13 protein-coding genes are annotated in these 16046 nt (G+C 28.2%); 5 read left to right on the top strand and 8 right to left on the bottom strand.

Annotated features, from left to right (window positions below; genetic code table 11):
* Positions 1–1152 (top strand): ATP-grasp domain-containing protein, encoded by a 1152-nt coding sequence (locus ACOTU8_RS00170; RefSeq protein WP_422341265.1) that lies wholly within the window; start codon positions 1–3, stop codon positions 1150–1152.
* On the opposite strand, the gene ACOTU8_RS00165 is transcribed toward ACOTU8_RS00170, so the two are convergent.
* Genes ACOTU8_RS00165 through ACOTU8_RS00135 form a run of 7 tightly spaced genes read right to left on the bottom strand, consistent with a single transcriptional unit; the run spans position 1138 to position 7410 of the window.
* Positions 1138–1635, bottom strand: a complete 498-nt coding sequence (locus tag ACOTU8_RS00165; RefSeq protein WP_070248374.1) for an adenylyl-sulfate kinase — start codon at positions 1633–1635, stop codon at positions 1138–1140. The genes ACOTU8_RS00170 and ACOTU8_RS00165 overlap by 15 nt on opposite strands.
* The gene (aepY, locus tag ACOTU8_RS00160; protein ID WP_422341264.1) at positions 1620–2711 is read right to left on the bottom strand and encodes a phosphonopyruvate decarboxylase; all 1092 of its coding nucleotides are present in this window, start codon (positions 2709–2711) and stop codon (positions 1620–1622) included. Before aepY ends, ACOTU8_RS00165 begins: the two co-directional genes overlap by 16 nt.
* Positions 2708–4018: a phosphoenolpyruvate mutase gene (gene aepX, locus ACOTU8_RS00155; RefSeq protein ID WP_422341263.1), complete on the bottom strand. Its 1311-nt coding sequence runs from the start codon at positions 4016–4018 to the stop codon at positions 2708–2710. The genes aepY and aepX overlap by 4 nt, the downstream gene beginning before the upstream one ends.
* A 5-nt stretch (positions 4019–4023) precedes the next feature.
* Positions 4024–5034 carry a radical SAM/SPASM domain-containing protein gene (locus tag ACOTU8_RS00150; protein ID WP_422341262.1) on the bottom strand — a complete coding sequence of 337 codons (1011 nt, stop codon included), beginning with the start codon at positions 5032–5034 and terminating at the stop codon, positions 4024–4026.
* The gene (locus ACOTU8_RS00145; protein ID WP_422341261.1) at positions 5021–5713 is read right to left on the bottom strand and encodes a CDP-alcohol phosphatidyltransferase family protein; all 693 of its coding nucleotides are present in this window, start codon (positions 5711–5713) and stop codon (positions 5021–5023) included. Before ACOTU8_RS00145 ends, ACOTU8_RS00150 begins: the two co-directional genes overlap by 14 nt.
* 11 nt (positions 5714–5724) lie before the next feature.
* Positions 5725–6384, bottom strand: coding sequence for a class I SAM-dependent methyltransferase (locus tag ACOTU8_RS00140; protein WP_422341260.1), 660 nt, complete (start codon positions 6382–6384; stop codon positions 5725–5727).
* Between the two features lie 12 nt (positions 6385–6396).
* Positions 6397–7410 (bottom strand): DegT/DnrJ/EryC1/StrS family aminotransferase, encoded by a 1014-nt coding sequence (locus tag ACOTU8_RS00135; RefSeq protein WP_422341259.1) that lies wholly within the window; start codon positions 7408–7410, stop codon positions 6397–6399.
* 77 nt (positions 7411–7487) lie between these two features.
* Between ACOTU8_RS00135 and pseI the strand changes: the two genes are divergently transcribed.
* From pseI to ACOTU8_RS00115, 4 genes are read left to right on the top strand one after another with little or no spacing between them, the layout of a single operon-like run.
* Positions 7488–8519, top strand: a complete 1032-nt coding sequence (pseI, locus tag ACOTU8_RS00130; RefSeq protein WP_422341258.1) for a pseudaminic acid synthase — start codon at positions 7488–7490, stop codon at positions 8517–8519.
* Positions 8516–10375, top strand: a complete 1860-nt coding sequence (locus ACOTU8_RS00125) for a motility associated factor glycosyltransferase family protein (protein ID WP_422341257.1) — start codon at positions 8516–8518, stop codon at positions 10373–10375. The genes pseI and ACOTU8_RS00125 overlap by 4 nt, the downstream gene beginning before the upstream one ends.
* Positions 10376–10387: 12 nt before the next feature.
* A complete protein-coding gene (locus ACOTU8_RS00120) occupies positions 10388–12349 on the top strand; it encodes a motility associated factor glycosyltransferase family protein (protein WP_422341256.1) in 1962 nt (653 codons plus the stop codon).
* A complete protein-coding gene (locus ACOTU8_RS00115) occupies positions 12339–14240 on the top strand; it encodes a motility associated factor glycosyltransferase family protein (protein WP_422341255.1) in 1902 nt (633 codons plus the stop codon). The genes ACOTU8_RS00120 and ACOTU8_RS00115 overlap by 11 nt, the downstream gene beginning before the upstream one ends.
* Before the next feature lie 27 nt (positions 14241–14267).
* On the opposite strand, the gene ACOTU8_RS00110 is transcribed toward ACOTU8_RS00115, so the two are convergent.
* The gene (locus ACOTU8_RS00110) at positions 14268–15989 is read right to left on the bottom strand and encodes a flagellin A (protein WP_422341254.1); all 1722 of its coding nucleotides are present in this window, start codon (positions 15987–15989) and stop codon (positions 14268–14270) included.
* Positions 15990–16046: the final 57 nt, after the last annotated feature.

The raw sequence follows: 16046 nt of genomic DNA, 5'->3' as shown, positions 1-16046 counted from the left end.
ATGAAAAACAAACATTTTTTTATTATTGGTGGTGGTGATTTACAAGCAGATTTAGTGTTACATGCAAAAAAAGATTTTATCACTCATGTTTTTGACTACAATGAAAATTGTTTTTGTAAAAACTTAGCAGATTATTTTCATCCTATTTCTATTGCTGATAAAGAAAAAATTCTGGAATTAGCTATCAAATTTAATATAGTAGGTATTGCTACAGCAGCCACAGAACTTGGAAATTTAACAGCATGCTACATTGGAGAAAAGCTTGATCTTGGAACTAATTCTTATGAATGTGCTAAAAATACCACAGATAAAAGCTTAATGAAAAAAATATTTGAAAAAAATAATATTAACCATGCTAAATATTTTATACTCAAAGATGAAAAAGATTTAGAACAAATTATCAAATTCCCTGTTGTTATAAAACCAAGTGACAGAAGTGCTGGAAGAGGAGTTGTAAAAGTATTTGATAAAGAAAATTTAAAAAAATACTTTTATAAAGCTAAAGAACTTTCTTACAATAAAATCGTTTTAGCCGAAGAAGTTTTAAAAGGTAGGCAATTTAGCGTAGAAACTATTAGTTCACACGGTAAACATCAAATTATAGCTATCACAGAAGAATATTTAAGAGAAGGTGAATTTGCAAATGATTTTTTAGAGACACAACAACTCGTTCCTGCAAGAATTTCTTCAAATGAAGAAAAAAATATAAAAACAGCTATTCTTAAAACACTCGATGCTTTTAATATTTGTTTTGGAGCTTGTCATATAGAAATTAAACTTCATGACAATACAGTCAAAATCATAGAAATTGCAAGTAGAATGGGAGGCTGGAGAGATGTATTAGTTAAAAATTCATACGAAATTGATTATTTACAACTCTTAATTCAAAGTTCTTTAAAAAAAGAATTGAAAAAAGTAAATACAAAAGCTGAAAATTTTTGTCTAGTTAAAATGATTTTTACCAAAGAAGATTATTTATTTTATAAAAAAATAAAATCACTATGCCCTGAATTTATTATTAAAGAAAAAATTCATTTTAATAATGTAAAAAATTTTGATTATTCTTCATCGCTGATGGATTCTAAGGGTTATTATTATATTAAAATGAAATTAAATGAAGATATAAATGTATTTTTACTAAACAAAATTTAATATTTTATTTATAATTAATATTTTTGCATTATTAATATCAAAGTCATCTTTTAAAACAATATGACTTTTTTTAGGTAATTCTAAAATTTGATCAATACCTGCCATGTTTTCCATCTTATTTTTAAAAAAATTTTTACTATCTCTTTTTTTTCTTATTTCAAAAGAAACATCTAAAAAAATTTCCAAATAATTTTGAAAACAATTTCTATTAAATTCCCTTATCGAATCAAACATAGAAATTGTGGATAAAATCACTATAAAACCTTGATTGTATAACATTTTGGCAATTTTTACATAAAACATTGCCATTTCCATGCGATTCTTAATATCATAATTAGCATTATTTATACAAGCTCTCAATTCATCGCCATCTAGTAATATGGGATAAATATTTTGCAGTATTAATTCTTTTTGTAATTCTTTTGCCAAAGTTGTTTTACCACTTCCACTTAATCCCGTAATATAAACTAAAACTCCCGACAAAAAATCTCCTTTAAATGTAATAAATTTTTAGGACGACCTAAGTTATCACGCGTCTGACGTTTAACTTTTATTTCTAAAAATATCAAACCTTTTTGCTTTTTAATATTCTTGAGTATTCTTTTAAGTTGTGTAATTGTGGCGACAGAATAACTATAATCATACCCGCAAATTTTTAACATTTTTTTTAAATTTGTATTCGATATATGAGTTCTTTGCCCTCCAACACTATCATGCATTTCATTATTAAAAACAATATGCAAAAAACTAGCACCTTTAAAATTTAAAATTCCACCCATATGCATAATTAATGCTCCATCTCCATCCAAACAAACAATACGTTTTTTACTATATCTAGATAAAATAAAAGCTAAAGAATTAGCATGCCCCATAGAACCTACTACCAAAAAATCATTTTCATGTGTTTGATTTTTATTTTTTCTTAGTTCATAACATTCTCTCGAAATCATGCCTGTCGTAGTAACAAATTTTGAATCTTGAAAAATATCCTGAATTAAAGCAATAGCTTCCTCTCTAAGAATAGTAAAATTGTTATTTTTTATATCATTGTTAGAGTATTTGCTAAAAGTATTTTTTTTGATCAAAAAAGCAATAATTTTTTTATCGTTAAAACTTTGTTCAATTGCCTTATTTATTTGTTTTTTTGCGGTAGTAATATTCTGAGATAAATACAAAGTTTTTATACTGCAAATCTTTAAAATTTTTTCACTTATTTCCCCATGTTTTAAATGCTGGGGCTCATCGTCTACTCCTCCTCTTAATCCTATAAATAAAATTAAAGGAATTTGATACACCGTCTTATCTGCAAGAGATAAAAGTGGGTTTAAAGCATGACCTATACCTGAATTTTGCATATATATCAAAGGTATTTTCGATGTAGCTAAATTATAAGCAACTCCAAACGCTACAGCTTGTCCTTCATTAGCGCAAATATGAAAATTTTCTCTGAATTTTTCTTCCAACGCCTGATTTATGTATTTTAAAAGACTATCTGGAACACCAGCTATAAAAGAAAAACGATCCTGTAAAAATGAAGCAAATTTTTCAGAATCAATCATTCATTGCCTTTAATTAAATTAATTAAATCCAAAGCAGAAATATAATCTTTATCCGCTTCAACCGAACTTTTATTTTTAAGAATAGACAAAGCAGTATTTTGCATTGCTGTATATGCAGATCTTAATAATTGATTGGCATATACTACAATATTAACTCCAGCTTCTTGCAACTTCTTTTCGCCAAGTGATGGATAATTTGTAGGAACAACCATCAATGGTTTTCTATCTTTAAAAGTATTATATTTTTTGCAAAATTCTATAATTTCGCATCCATCTTTTTTTCGAGAATGAATCATAATACCATCAGCTCCAGCATCAATATAAGCTCTAGCTCTTGAAATTGCATCATTCATACCTTGATTTAAAATAAGACTTTCAATTCTTGCAATAATCATAAATTCTTCACTAAGTTGTGCCTTTTTTCCAGCTTGAATTTTTAAACAAAAATTTTCAATAGAATCTTGAGTATGTTTTATATCATTACCTTCGCAAAGAGAGTTTTTCTTTAAGCCAATTTTATCCTCAATAACCACTGCACTTACACCAAGCCTTTCTAATCGTTTTACCATAAATGTAAAATGTGGAATTTGAGATCCTGTATCACCATCATAAATTATTGGTTTTGTTGATACCTCTAAAATATCATTGACTGTAGCTATTCTTGAAGTTAAATCTACAAATTCTATATCAGGTTTTCCTTTAGAGCTCGAATCAGTTAATGAACTAAGCCATAAAAAATCAAACTCTTGATTAATCCCATTTTCATCTTTATAAAATGTATTTTCAATAGCTAATGCACTAATTCCACTATGTGATTCTATACCCCTTATAAGACTTTTAGCATTCATACATTTTCTTAAAGAACCTAATCTATTTTGAGGTAAAATTCCAAATTGCTTTAAATCTTTATTAAGTTTTGTAGAAGAAATATTTGGAGTATATTGCGGTTCTATAACCTCTCCTCCCCAAGTTTTCATTAAATCAATAGCTTTTTTTCTTGAAGAATTTAATGGACCTTCATTCCAATCACTACCATGAACCATAAAATCCGGTTTATATTTTAATAAATTATTGTCATAATCTTTTTCGTTTTGAATAACAACTTCATCAACACCTTTTATAGATTCTATAAGTTGTTTGCGCTGTTCAAAATTCATAAAAGGTACTCTTTTATAACTTGCAATAGCTTGATCTGAAAATAAACCTACCATAACATAACCGAGCTTTTGAGCCTCTTTAATTATATTTAAATGACCTGGATGAATAATATCTGCAGCCATAGGTACATAAACTAACTTTTTGTTCATTTTGATTATCCTTTGAATAAACACGTATCACATAATTTTGTTTTACTTAAATCACCATTTCTATGTGCCTCTCTCAAATCTTCCATAGCTTGAGAATGCCATATATTATAAATATTATCTGTATTAATATTGCCTACAGCAATATGTTTAGCACGATGACTTGCGCAAGGAACTACAAGCCCATCTCCATGAATAAATAGAGATTCAAAAGGATAAGAACAGCACTGTTTACCTGCTATAGGAGCATCTGAAATAGCGATACTTCTTTCATCATCAAATGGAGAAATTGGAACATAACGCTGAACGGAAACATAATCAACTTTATCTACCCAATAATTTTTAAAGTCTTCAAGTTCATGTTTATTTTTTTCTTGTAAAAGAAAACTTACTCTTACAATAGGCAACTCTTGACCCATTTTAGCTTTAAGATTTAAAAAATTCTCTATATTTCTAACAACATTTTTAAAGTTTAATCCTAACCTAATTTTTTTATAAGTTTCCTCCGTAAAAGCATCGATACTAAAATTCATTCTTGTAATCTTAGTATCAAGCAATTTTTTACTCATTTCTTCATCTAGAAGTGAAGCGTTGGTATTAAAATGAATATCCATTATGCTGTCTTTTTTGCTAACATAACAAATTCTTTCTATAATATCAGGATCTAAAAGCGGTTCATTAGTCTGAGACATACCAACAGAAGGACATTTATATGTATCACATTCATCAACAAGTCTTTTAAAAGTTTCAATTGGCAAATATCCATTATAATAATAATCATTCCTTAAGTCTGCATGACCATGAACACACATAATACATCTGGCATTACATTTAAATTGATTTTCAAAACGAACAAATAAAGGAAAATCATTCAAAATCTGCTTAGACGCATCTGACCATTTTTTTCTATAATCTAACCATTTTTGCCCATAATACTTTACAAAAATTGCATCAATATCTTTTTTTGAATTATTTACAACTCTTCCTGCTGAAGTAGATTCTGCTTTAATTTCTCCCATTGCATTTCTCCTTAAAATCTAAATTTTGATTCCTTTTTAATTCTATAAAACGATATATAACATCCAATAAATATAAAAACGATACAACATAAAACAATAAAAATACTTCATCAATAATTAAAAATAAGCTAACCAAGGTCAACATTAAAGAACAATCTATACCTAAAATAAAATTTCTATCAAGAAACCATTTTTTAATTCCAAATCTTCTAATTTTCTTTAAAGACCTAAGTTTTTTTGAAAAATAAAACATTCCAAGTGCATTATGAATATTCATACAAATTATAGTCATAAAAGCTAGATATAAAGATAAATTAGCACCTAATGCTATAAAAATAAAAATTGCATTAAAAAATACATTATCATTAAAACGATCGAGTCTTGAACCTATATAAGTTTGCTTATTTGTATACCGTGCAAGCATACCATCCGTATGATCAATTAAAGCATATATTTGAATTAAAATTGCACTCACTAAAAAATACTCAAAATATAAAAAATATAAAGTAATAGGAAAAATAATAGTATTTAGTGCAGTAATAGCAATAGGATGTATATTTATCTTGGCCAAAAATGGCAAATATCTACGCGCAAGAATAATTCTATAAAAATACTCTATTATGTACATACTTTTTACTTCATTTCTTTGTCTTTTTTTTAATCTCTCATCTAAATTCATCAAAATAAACCTTATTTTTTCAAGATTATCAAAAAGCTTTCATCAGCAAAACTATCATTTGCATAACTTGTTTTTAAAAGATTAATCTCTATATTTTTAAAATCTTTAAAAATCCTTTGTACTTCATCTTTATCAAAAAAATACATTTGCATGCCATCTTCACAGCTTGCAGATCTATTCTTATCACTTTCTTGAATAATAACTTCATATTTTGACTTTTTCTCATTATTTTTATAACGATAATCATCCATATTTCTTACAGCAACATAGGCCATAGAACCTTTTTTAAGGACTCTATAAATTTCTTTAGCTGCTTTTTCTATCACCTCTTTAGAATTGTAATAAAGCACTCCATAACAAAGTAAACCATCAAAACTTTCATCTTCATAAGGAATATCATCTACACTTGAAACTTTTAAATCTGCTTGAAGATTGTATGTTTTTAAAAGCTCTTGAGCGGCTTTAATTCCATTTTCTGAGTAATCCACTCCAAAAGCTTTAAAGCCATTTTCTGCTAAAAATTTAACATGCCTTCCTGCACCACACCCTAAATCTAAAATTTTATCTCCTGATTTAAAATTTCTAAAAACAAAACTTACTAAATCATTGCTAGGGTAACGCGGTTGATGCCTTTTATCTGCATGCAATTCGTGCCATTTTTGTTGAATCATATTTTACCTTTTTTACAAATTTTGCATAATTATATCGACATTTTTAAAAATTTCTTTCTTGCTTATTTTTTCATCAAGCCATAAATTGATCAATTGATGAGATAAAATTTCAGCATTTTTTAAAATCTTACTTTGAAAAATCTGATGAGAAGGAATATACCAAGAAGAACAATCAATTCTCAATAAACGCAATCTTTCAAGCAGTTTTTCCCTATCTCCTAAATATCTAAAAGTATAACGCCAAGAAATACAGTTATGGCTTAATTTAGGATGAATAATATCTCGATGCACTAAATTTTCTTGATAAATTTGCATTTTTTCTCTACGATTTTTACAAATCATTTCTAGATTATTAAGTTTAGTTTTTAAATTTCCATAATTTTGTGCTTTAAAAATCAAAGTATAATCCAAAAGCAAAGATTTTAGCTTAGAAAAATAATGTAAATCTTTAGAATCCAAAGCATAATATTTTTGCCTATATTCTTCAAAAAATATTTTAAAATCCTTGCATTCTAAGTGCTCATTCATTATATATAAATCCTGTAAAATTTCTTTAGAGTAAACAAAAATTACCCCCCCCCATGAATTATTTTCCAAAAATTTAGTATGACCAAAACTTAAAATACTTGCATGAGCCCTAAAATCTATCTTATAAGTTTGCGCACAATCTTCTATAATAAAAATATCATTTTCTAAACAAAACTTCCAAATTCTCTCATCACAAAAATGTCCATAAAGATGAACCAAAACTAAAGCATCATAAGAATATTTTGTATATAAAGCAACACAACTTTCATAATCTAAAGTATAATTACATAAAGAAACATCGATAAAAACAAGTTCACATCCAGCTTTAAATGCTGCACAAGAAACCTGAGGACACACGAGAGAAGGAATAGCAATTTTACTTTTTCCTTGTTTTTTTAAATAAGAAAAAATCAAATACAAAGCACTCGTTCCAGATCCTGTATAGAGGAGATTTTCATGATTAAATTTAAAAGAAAGAAGTTTTTCTATTTCACACAAATCCAACCCTTAAATAAAAAATTGTATAATTTTACCGATATTTAGTTTAATTTTTATAATATTTTAGGAATTAAAACATGCAAATAGGAAATTTTAATACCGATAAAAAAGTTTTTATCATCGCTGAACTTAGCGCCAATCACGCAGGAAGTCTTGAGATGGCACTTAAAAGCATAAAAGCCGCCAAAAAAGCGGGAGCTGATGCGATAAAAATCCAAACCTATACACCTGATAGTCTTACTCTAAATAGCGATAAAGAAGATTTTATCATCAAAGGTGGACTTTGGGATAAAAGAAAGCTTTATGAACTTTACGAAAGCGCAAAAACTCCTTATGAATGGCATTCTCAAATCTTTGAAACTGCGCAAAATGAAGGCATACTTTGTTTTTCAAGTCCTTTTGCTAAAGAAGATGTAGAGTTTCTTAAACGCTTTGATCCTATAGCCTATAAAATCGCTTCTTTTGAAGCCAATGATGAAAATTTTGTGCGTTTAATCGCCAAAGAAAAAAAACCTACTATCGTTTCAACAGGCATTGCTGCAGAGGAAGAGCTTTTTAGAATCTGCGAAATTTTCAAAGAAGAAAAAAATCCTGATTTGATTTTTTTAAAATGCACTTCAGCTTATCCTGCTGCCATAGAAGATATGAATTTAAAAGGCATAGTAAGTTTAAAAGAAAAATTTAATGTTGAAGTGGGACTAAGCGATCACAGCTTTGGCTCTTTAGCTCCTGTAATAGCAGTAGCACTTGGAGCTAGAGTGATAGAAAAGCATTTTATGTTAGATAAAAGCATAGAAAGTGAAGACAGCAAATTTAGTCTTGATTTTGATGAATTTAAAGCTATGGTAGATGCAGTAAGACAGGCCGAAAGTGCCTTAGGTGATGGGAAGTTAGACTTAGATGAAAAAGCTCTTAAAAACCGTGTTTTTGCTAGAAGCTTATACGCAAGTAAAAATATTAAAAAAAATGAAATTTTTAGTGAAGAAAATATAAAATCTGTGCGTCCTTCTTTTGGGCTACATCCTAAATTTTATCAAGAAATTCTAGGTAAAAAAGCTACTAAAGATATAGAATTTGGTGATGCTTTAAAAGAAAGTGATTTTAGATGAATCAAAATCTTTTTTTAAAAAATACTCAAGCTTTATTTGAAGTTGATCAAATCTTAGCCTATAAATTGCGTGCTTTAGAAAAAAATGATTTTAAAATACTACAAAATGAAAACGGAATGAATTTTACAAAAGATGATGTTTCGCTTTATAAAAATCCTAATCAAGAGTTTTTAGAAAATTTAACCCTTTTTAAAAATAAATATAAAAAATATCCTGTATTATTTTTCTACGGTTTTGGAAATGGTATGTTTTATAAAGCCTTATGTGAAAATAAAAACCATAAACACATCATCGTTTTTGAAGATGAGCTAGAAATTTTAGCTCTAGCTTTACATCTTTTTGATTTCACTAAAGAGTTAAAAGATGAAAAATTAATACTTTTTCATACTCCAAATATCACTACTGCACAACTTACGACACTTTTTATGTACGAACACATACAAAAAAGTGTGAAAATTTTTAATCTTTTTATACATAGTGATTTTTATCTTAAATTCTATACTCATCAGATACAAGAACTTAATAAAAAACTTATTGAAAATATTCGTTTTATTGTTTTAGCTAAAGGAAATGATCCTTATGATTCTATCATCGGCATCAAACACATGCTTAATAATCTTCCTAAACTTTTAAACCATGGTATTTTTCAAAATTTCCTAAAAGCAAGAAAACAAAAAGTTAAAAATGCTATCATTGTTTCAACAGGACCTTCTCTTATCAAACAATTGCCTTTACTAAAAAAGTATGCAAATAAAGCCACTATTTTTTGTGCTGATAGTGCTTATCCTATTTTAGCTAAACATGATATAAAACCTGATTATGTTTGCATGTTAGAAAGAGACGATATAGTATCTAAGTGTTTTGATAATAATTTTAAAGAATTTGATAAAGGAATTTTGTTTATCTTAGCTTCAGTGGTTCATAAAGAAGTTATTGAATTTCTTGAAAGAAATAATAGAGAATATATGTTAGCACATCGTCCTTTGCACTTTGCTGTATCTTTAAATCTTAAAGAATTTGGTTATATTGGAGTTGGAGCAAGTGTTGCTAATATGGCTTATGAACTAGCTGCAAGTTTAAGACATGAAAATATCATTTTAATAGGACAAGACTTAGCCTATGCAGAAGATGGAAGCTCTCATCCAAGTGAACATATCTATGGAAATAAAGGAGAAAAAATACGCGGTGAAGTTTATACTCTTGCTTATGGAGGAGAAAAACAAGTAAGAACTCAACTCACTTGGAACTTGTTCCGACAAGCATTTGAAAAAGATATTTTTTGGGCAAAAGAAAAATTAAAAATCAACACCTATAACTGCACCCAAGGGGGTGCTAGGATAGAAGGGACTATAGAAAAACCTTTTAAAGAAGTGTGCGAAACCTTACTTAAAGAAGATCTTGAAAAACCTTTTGACAAACCTAAAATTTTAGAAAACAATGAGACAAAAAATAAATTTTTACAAACTCAAAAACTGCTAATTAAAAATGTCGAACAAAGTGAAAAATTTATAAAAAAATGTCAAAATGAACTAAAAAAACTTGACTTTGAACTTAGTAAATCTCAACTTAATTTACAAGCTCTAATAAAAATTAAGCAAAACCTTTTAATTTTTTTTAAGGATCTTAAAAGATTAAAACTTTTCAATGAGCTCACTCAAGCTATATATTATCATAATGAATGCGAAATTGTTCATTACGAAGTTTTAAATGATCTAGAACAAAACGAAAAAATTAAAGACTTTTTAACCAGTCAAAAAACATGGTGGCTACAAAGCTTTGAGTATTTAAATACTCAAAACCAAATCATAAAAGAAGCTTTAAAAAAATACAAAAATGACGATATTTTAGCAAAATAAAAAAGGAGGCTTATGAAATTCAATACAAATCAAACTATACTTTTTAATAAAAATCTAGATTCACTAAATAATCCTACCTTAAAAGAAAAATTAAAAGAATTATCAATCACTCATTATGAGCTTATTTTAGGTAATGATAACTTAGATATCAACCTAAAAGATATCCAAAATCATACTTTTCTTTATCAAGATGCGATAAAAGAACTTGATGTTATCTTAAAAACTTATAATGAAAAATATCTTTTATATCCTGTGCTTTATTTTTATGGTTTTGGAAATGGAATTTTATTAAAAACCTTACTTCAAAATAAAAACCGTCAACATATAGTTGTTTTTGAAAAAGAATTAGAAATTATTAAGATTATGCTTCATCTTATAGATTTTTCACAAGAATTAAAAGAAAATAGGCTTTTAATTCTTGATATTAATTCTTTAGAATTTCAAGATTATTATGATTTGTGTTCTTCTAATCCTTTTTTTCAATTTTCAAGAACTTATTTTTTAGAGCTTAGTAGCAATTATTATGAAAAAGATCAAGAAGAAATATTAAATTTAAATAACAATCTTATGAAAAATTTCAAAAATGTTATATTAACACACGGTAATCTTCCAAAAGATGCTATGCAAGGGATTGAACAATGTATTAACAATCTTCCCATCATGCTAACCCGCATACCTTATCAAGATTTGCTCAAAAAAAGAGCAAATCTTAGTGATACTGCTATCATTGTTTCAACAGGACCTTCTCTTGCTAAACAACTTCCTATTTTGAAAAAATACACAAATAAAGCAACCATCATAGCAGCTGACGCCTCATATCCTATTTTAGCAAAACATGGCATAAAGCCTGATTATGTTTTATCTTTAGAAAGAATTTTATCAACCTCTAAATTTTTTGATAATGATTTTGGTGATTTTGATAAAGATATTTTATTTATCACAACTCATTTAACTCATCCTCAAACCATAAAAAATTTGAAAAGCAATAATAGAAATTTTTTATTATCTTACAGAGGATCTAAATTTGTATATTATTTAAAACTTAAACAATTTGGAGAATTAGTAGAAGGACATAGCGTAGCTAATATAGCTTATGGACTAGCTATGCTTTTAAAACATAAAAATATTATCTTCATAGGACAAGATCTTGCTTATGCAGAAGATGGAAGCTCTCATCCAAGTGAACATATTTATGGAAATTATGATGCTGTAGATAAAAATAAAATCACCTACCATTTAAAAACTCTAGCTTATGGTGGCAAAAAGATGGTTTATACTAAAGAAATGTGGAATGTATTTCGTCATACCTTAGAAAAACACATCTTTCAAACAAAAAAACTAAAGCTTTGTACTACTTACAACTGTACTGAAGGTGGAGCTAGGATAGAAGGGACTATAGAAAAACCTTTTAAAGAAATTTGTGAAACTTTACTTAAAGAAGATCTTAAAAAACCTTTTCCTAAAGTAGAAGCTTTAAGCAAAGATAAACAAGATGAATTATTATTAAAAAGTTATTATAAAATTTATAAAAGTATAAAACATTGCAAAGATTTTTCAGATGAACTTTTAAAATCTTATAACCACATCTTAGAAAGTTTTTCAAATCTTAGTTTAATCTCAAATTTAAATGAAGGTAAAAAAATACTTGATTATCTCATACAAGAAATCGATAAAATCAAAACTAAACTTGAAGATGGAAAAAATATGCTAGATTTTTATGAAATTTTAGGTCCTCTTTTAACTCAATTTGAACTTAATTTGGCAAGGATTTATGTTTTAAATCCAAAAACTTTAGAAGATTCTTATAACAAATCTTTACTATGGGTAAAAGAACATATAGAATTTTTTGATATGGTTTATGAACATATCAAAGCTCAAGAAAAAGCTTTGATAGAAAATATCACTCCTTTAGAAAATGAATTAGCTCAAAGAAATTTAGAAAAATACAAAAGGAAAATAAAAAATGCAAAATGAAATTTTTGATAAAAACATAAAAGCTATGGACGGTAAAGAATATGATAAACTTAAAGAAAAATTAGTTCAAATAAAAGAACTCAGAGAATTTTCTTATACTTTTGGTAAAGATAATTTAGATATCAATATCATTCAAAAAAGAAATCTAAAAACCATTTATAAAAATCCTTTAAAAGAGCTAGAGGAAAACATTGAATTTTTCAAAGATTATAAAAGATATCCAGCTTTATTTTTTTACGGTCTTGGAAATGGAATTTTATACAAAGCCTTACTTCGAAATGAAAATCACAAAAGAATAGTTATTTTTGAAAAAGAAATTGAAATTATTTTTATAGTTTTAAATTTACTAGACTTTAGTGAAGATTTAAGAAAAGGAAGGTTGATCTTAATCTACACATCTTATATGAGCTATACTAAAGCAGATAGTATATTTTCTTTAAAGGAAATTAATCGTTTTTTTAAAACTTACAATTTGCATTTACATTCTAATTTTTATAAAAAAAACTACAAAGAAGATATATTAAAGGTCAATACTTTAAATTTAAAAGCTATTAAAAACATAAGCTTAAGACATGGAACTGACCCAAAAGATGCTATGCAAGGTATAGAACAGTTTGTAAGAAATATCCCAAAAATGATCTCTCATCCAAGCTATCAAACCTTACTTCAAAAAAGAAAAAATACTAAAAATGAAAATGTAGCCATCATAGTTTCTACAGGACCTAGTCTTGAAAAACAGCTTCCTTTACTTAAACAGTATGCAAACAAAGCAACTATTTTTTGTGCTGATAGTGCTTATGCTATACTAGCAAAACATGATATAAAACCTGATTATGTTTGCATGATGGAACGTGATGAAATAGTAGCTGAATGTTTTAATAATGATTTTGGTAATTTTGATAAAGATATTATTTTTATAGTAGCTTCTTTAGTGCATAAAAAAACCCTTTCTTATCTTGAAAAAAACAAAAGATCCTATATCTTAGCAACAAGATTTTTACCTTTTGCTAGCTCAATAGACCTTAAAGAATTTGGATATATAGGTGGTGGATTAAGCGTAGCCCACATGAACTATGAACTAGCTATCAATTTAAACTATAAAAATATCATTTTAATAGGACAAGATCTAGCTTATGCAAAAGATGGGAGCTCTCATTCAAAAGGCTTTGTCCATGAAGAACTCCACGATGGACATCATCAAAGGGATTTTGATAAATACACAACTATAGCTTATGGAGGAGAAGGAATAGTTCAAAGCTCTGAAATTTGGACTATATTTAGAGAAATTTTTGAAAATAGTATAAAGAAAAATAAAGAAACAATAAAAACTTATAATTGCACTGAAGGAGGAGCTAGGATAGAAGGAGCTATAGAAAAATCGTTTGAAGAAATATGCAAAACTCTACCTAAAAAAGATCTAAAAAAGCCTTTTGCTAAAATTCCTAAACTTTCAAAAAATCAAAGAGATAAATTAATGCTAAAAGCCTATAAAAATATCAAAAAACAAATGAGCTTAACTCAAACTTTTTTAAAAGAATGCAAAAAAGTTAAAAATCAATTAGCTTCATTAAAAAAAGGGGGATCTAAACTCACCCTAGATCAAATCAATAAAAATTTAGATAAATTTAAAACTCGTTTAGATTTAAAACACTATAATTTTTTACATGAAATTTTAGGACCTACTTTATATCACGAAGAAAGTTTACTAACTCCTCTATACACTCAAAATTTTACAAATGAAAGCGAAAAACAAAACAAACTTTTTGCTTGGCTTTATGCTCACGAATCTTTGATAGAAAATATCTATGATCTTGTAAATACTCAAAATATTATCTTAAAAAAAGCTATCATTCCTTTACAAGACGAACTTGAAAAAAGAAATCTAATCTAAAGAGCAAAATTTTGCTCTTTAGAAAGATTATTGTAAAAGTTTTAAAACATTTTGTTGTACAGCATTAGCTTGACTCATAGCGTATGAGCCTGATTGTGCAAGGATGTTATACTTAGAAAAATTTGCACTCTCACTTGCAAAGTCTACATCTCTTATAGTTGATTCAGCTGCTTTAACGTTAACCTGAGTTACGGTAATGTTGTTTATAGTAACTTGGAGTTGATTTTGCACTGAACCTATGTCAGCTCTGATTTGATCAAGATTAGTGATAGCAGTTTCAGCGATATCCATAACAGCCATAGCACCTTTAAGAGTAGTTACACCTGCAGTTTCATCAGTAGCACCTACAGTTGATGTTCTTAAGGCAGCAAATTGAGAATTTCCTGAACCTGAAGAAAAACCTGAACCCGCTGAAACTACATAAGTACTGCTTATAGAAGCTGCACCTGAAACAATTTGAACCGCTGCGCTTAAAACAGTAGAATAATTTTTTCCACTACCTACTGAAAAACCTGAACCTGCTGAAAAACCTGAACCTGCTTGAGACATAAATGCTGAAATACTAGAAGCTTGGATAATTTGCTTATCTCCGCCACCATTGTAAGAATTAAATCCCATAGCATCAGCATTAGCTGCTGAAATTTGACCTTTTGATTCTCTTAAAGATACTGAAGCTTGAGAAATCATATCTGCAGCTCCCATACCTATAGCACTAAGTCCAGTTCCACTTATGTTGATATCTCTACCATCATTTTTAACTAAAGATAATCTTCCATAATTTTCAGTTTTTAAAACACCAGCACCAGCACCTATACTACCTGTGATTTTAATGCCTCTACCATCAGCTGAAGTAAGAACAAGCTTACCATTTTCATCTTTAGAAGCTTGAACTCCGGTTGTGTCTTTAACAGAATTTATAGCTGAGATTAATTGGCCATTATTATCTCCGTCTTTATAATTAATCTGACCAATTACAACCCCATTGATAGCAAAGTCTTGAGAAGTAGTTCCTTCTTTTATAGCATAAGCTCCTACAGTTTTTACATCATAAGTTGCTCTAACTCCTGTTTTATCAGAGCTTTTATTAATCTCCTCAGCCAAAGCTCCAAGACCTGTTCCAACAGAAGTTGAAATCACAACATTATCAAATTTAAAATCTTCCAAACCATTATAGTTTTTGATAGTAAGTCCTACTATACCTGAAGTAAAACTTTGTGAACCTGTTTCAAATCTTGTAACACCGATTTTTGAAGACTGGGTTGGTCCAATGCTTGCTTTTATAGTTTGATTTGAACTTGAACCGATTTGAAATTCTTGATTAGTAAAATTTCCACTTAAAAGTTGTTTACCATTAAAAGCTGTAGTATTAGCGATATTATCAAGCTCTTCCATTAAGCGGTTGATATCTGCTTGCAGCATGGTTCTTGTTTTTAAACTTTGACCATCTTGAGCCGCTTGAGTAGCCTTAGTCTTGATAGTATCTAAGATCTTAAGTTGCTCATCCATAGCCTTATCAGCAGTTTGTAAGATACCTATAGCATCATTACCATTGTTTATAGCTTGACCTAAAGTAGCTGCTTGAGAACGCAAAGAATCTGCTATCGCCATCCCTGAAGCATCATCCGCTGCGGAGTTAATCCTAAGACCGGAACTAAGTCTACTTAAAGACTTATCAAGCTCGTTAGCATTAACAACTGAATTTGCGTGTGCATTTAACGCACCGATGTTGGTGTTTATCCTAAAACCCATTTTAAATCCTTTCAAAATATTGCATCGAAAAGATTAAAGCAAGAAGTGTTCCAAGTT

It is taken from the genome of Campylobacter jejuni, assembly GCF_049221745.1.
In the GTDB taxonomy this organism is placed as follows: Bacteria; Campylobacterota; Campylobacteria; order Campylobacterales; family Campylobacteraceae; genus Campylobacter_D; species Campylobacter_D jejuni_E.
This window is presented reverse-complemented; position numbering and strand designations above follow the sequence as displayed.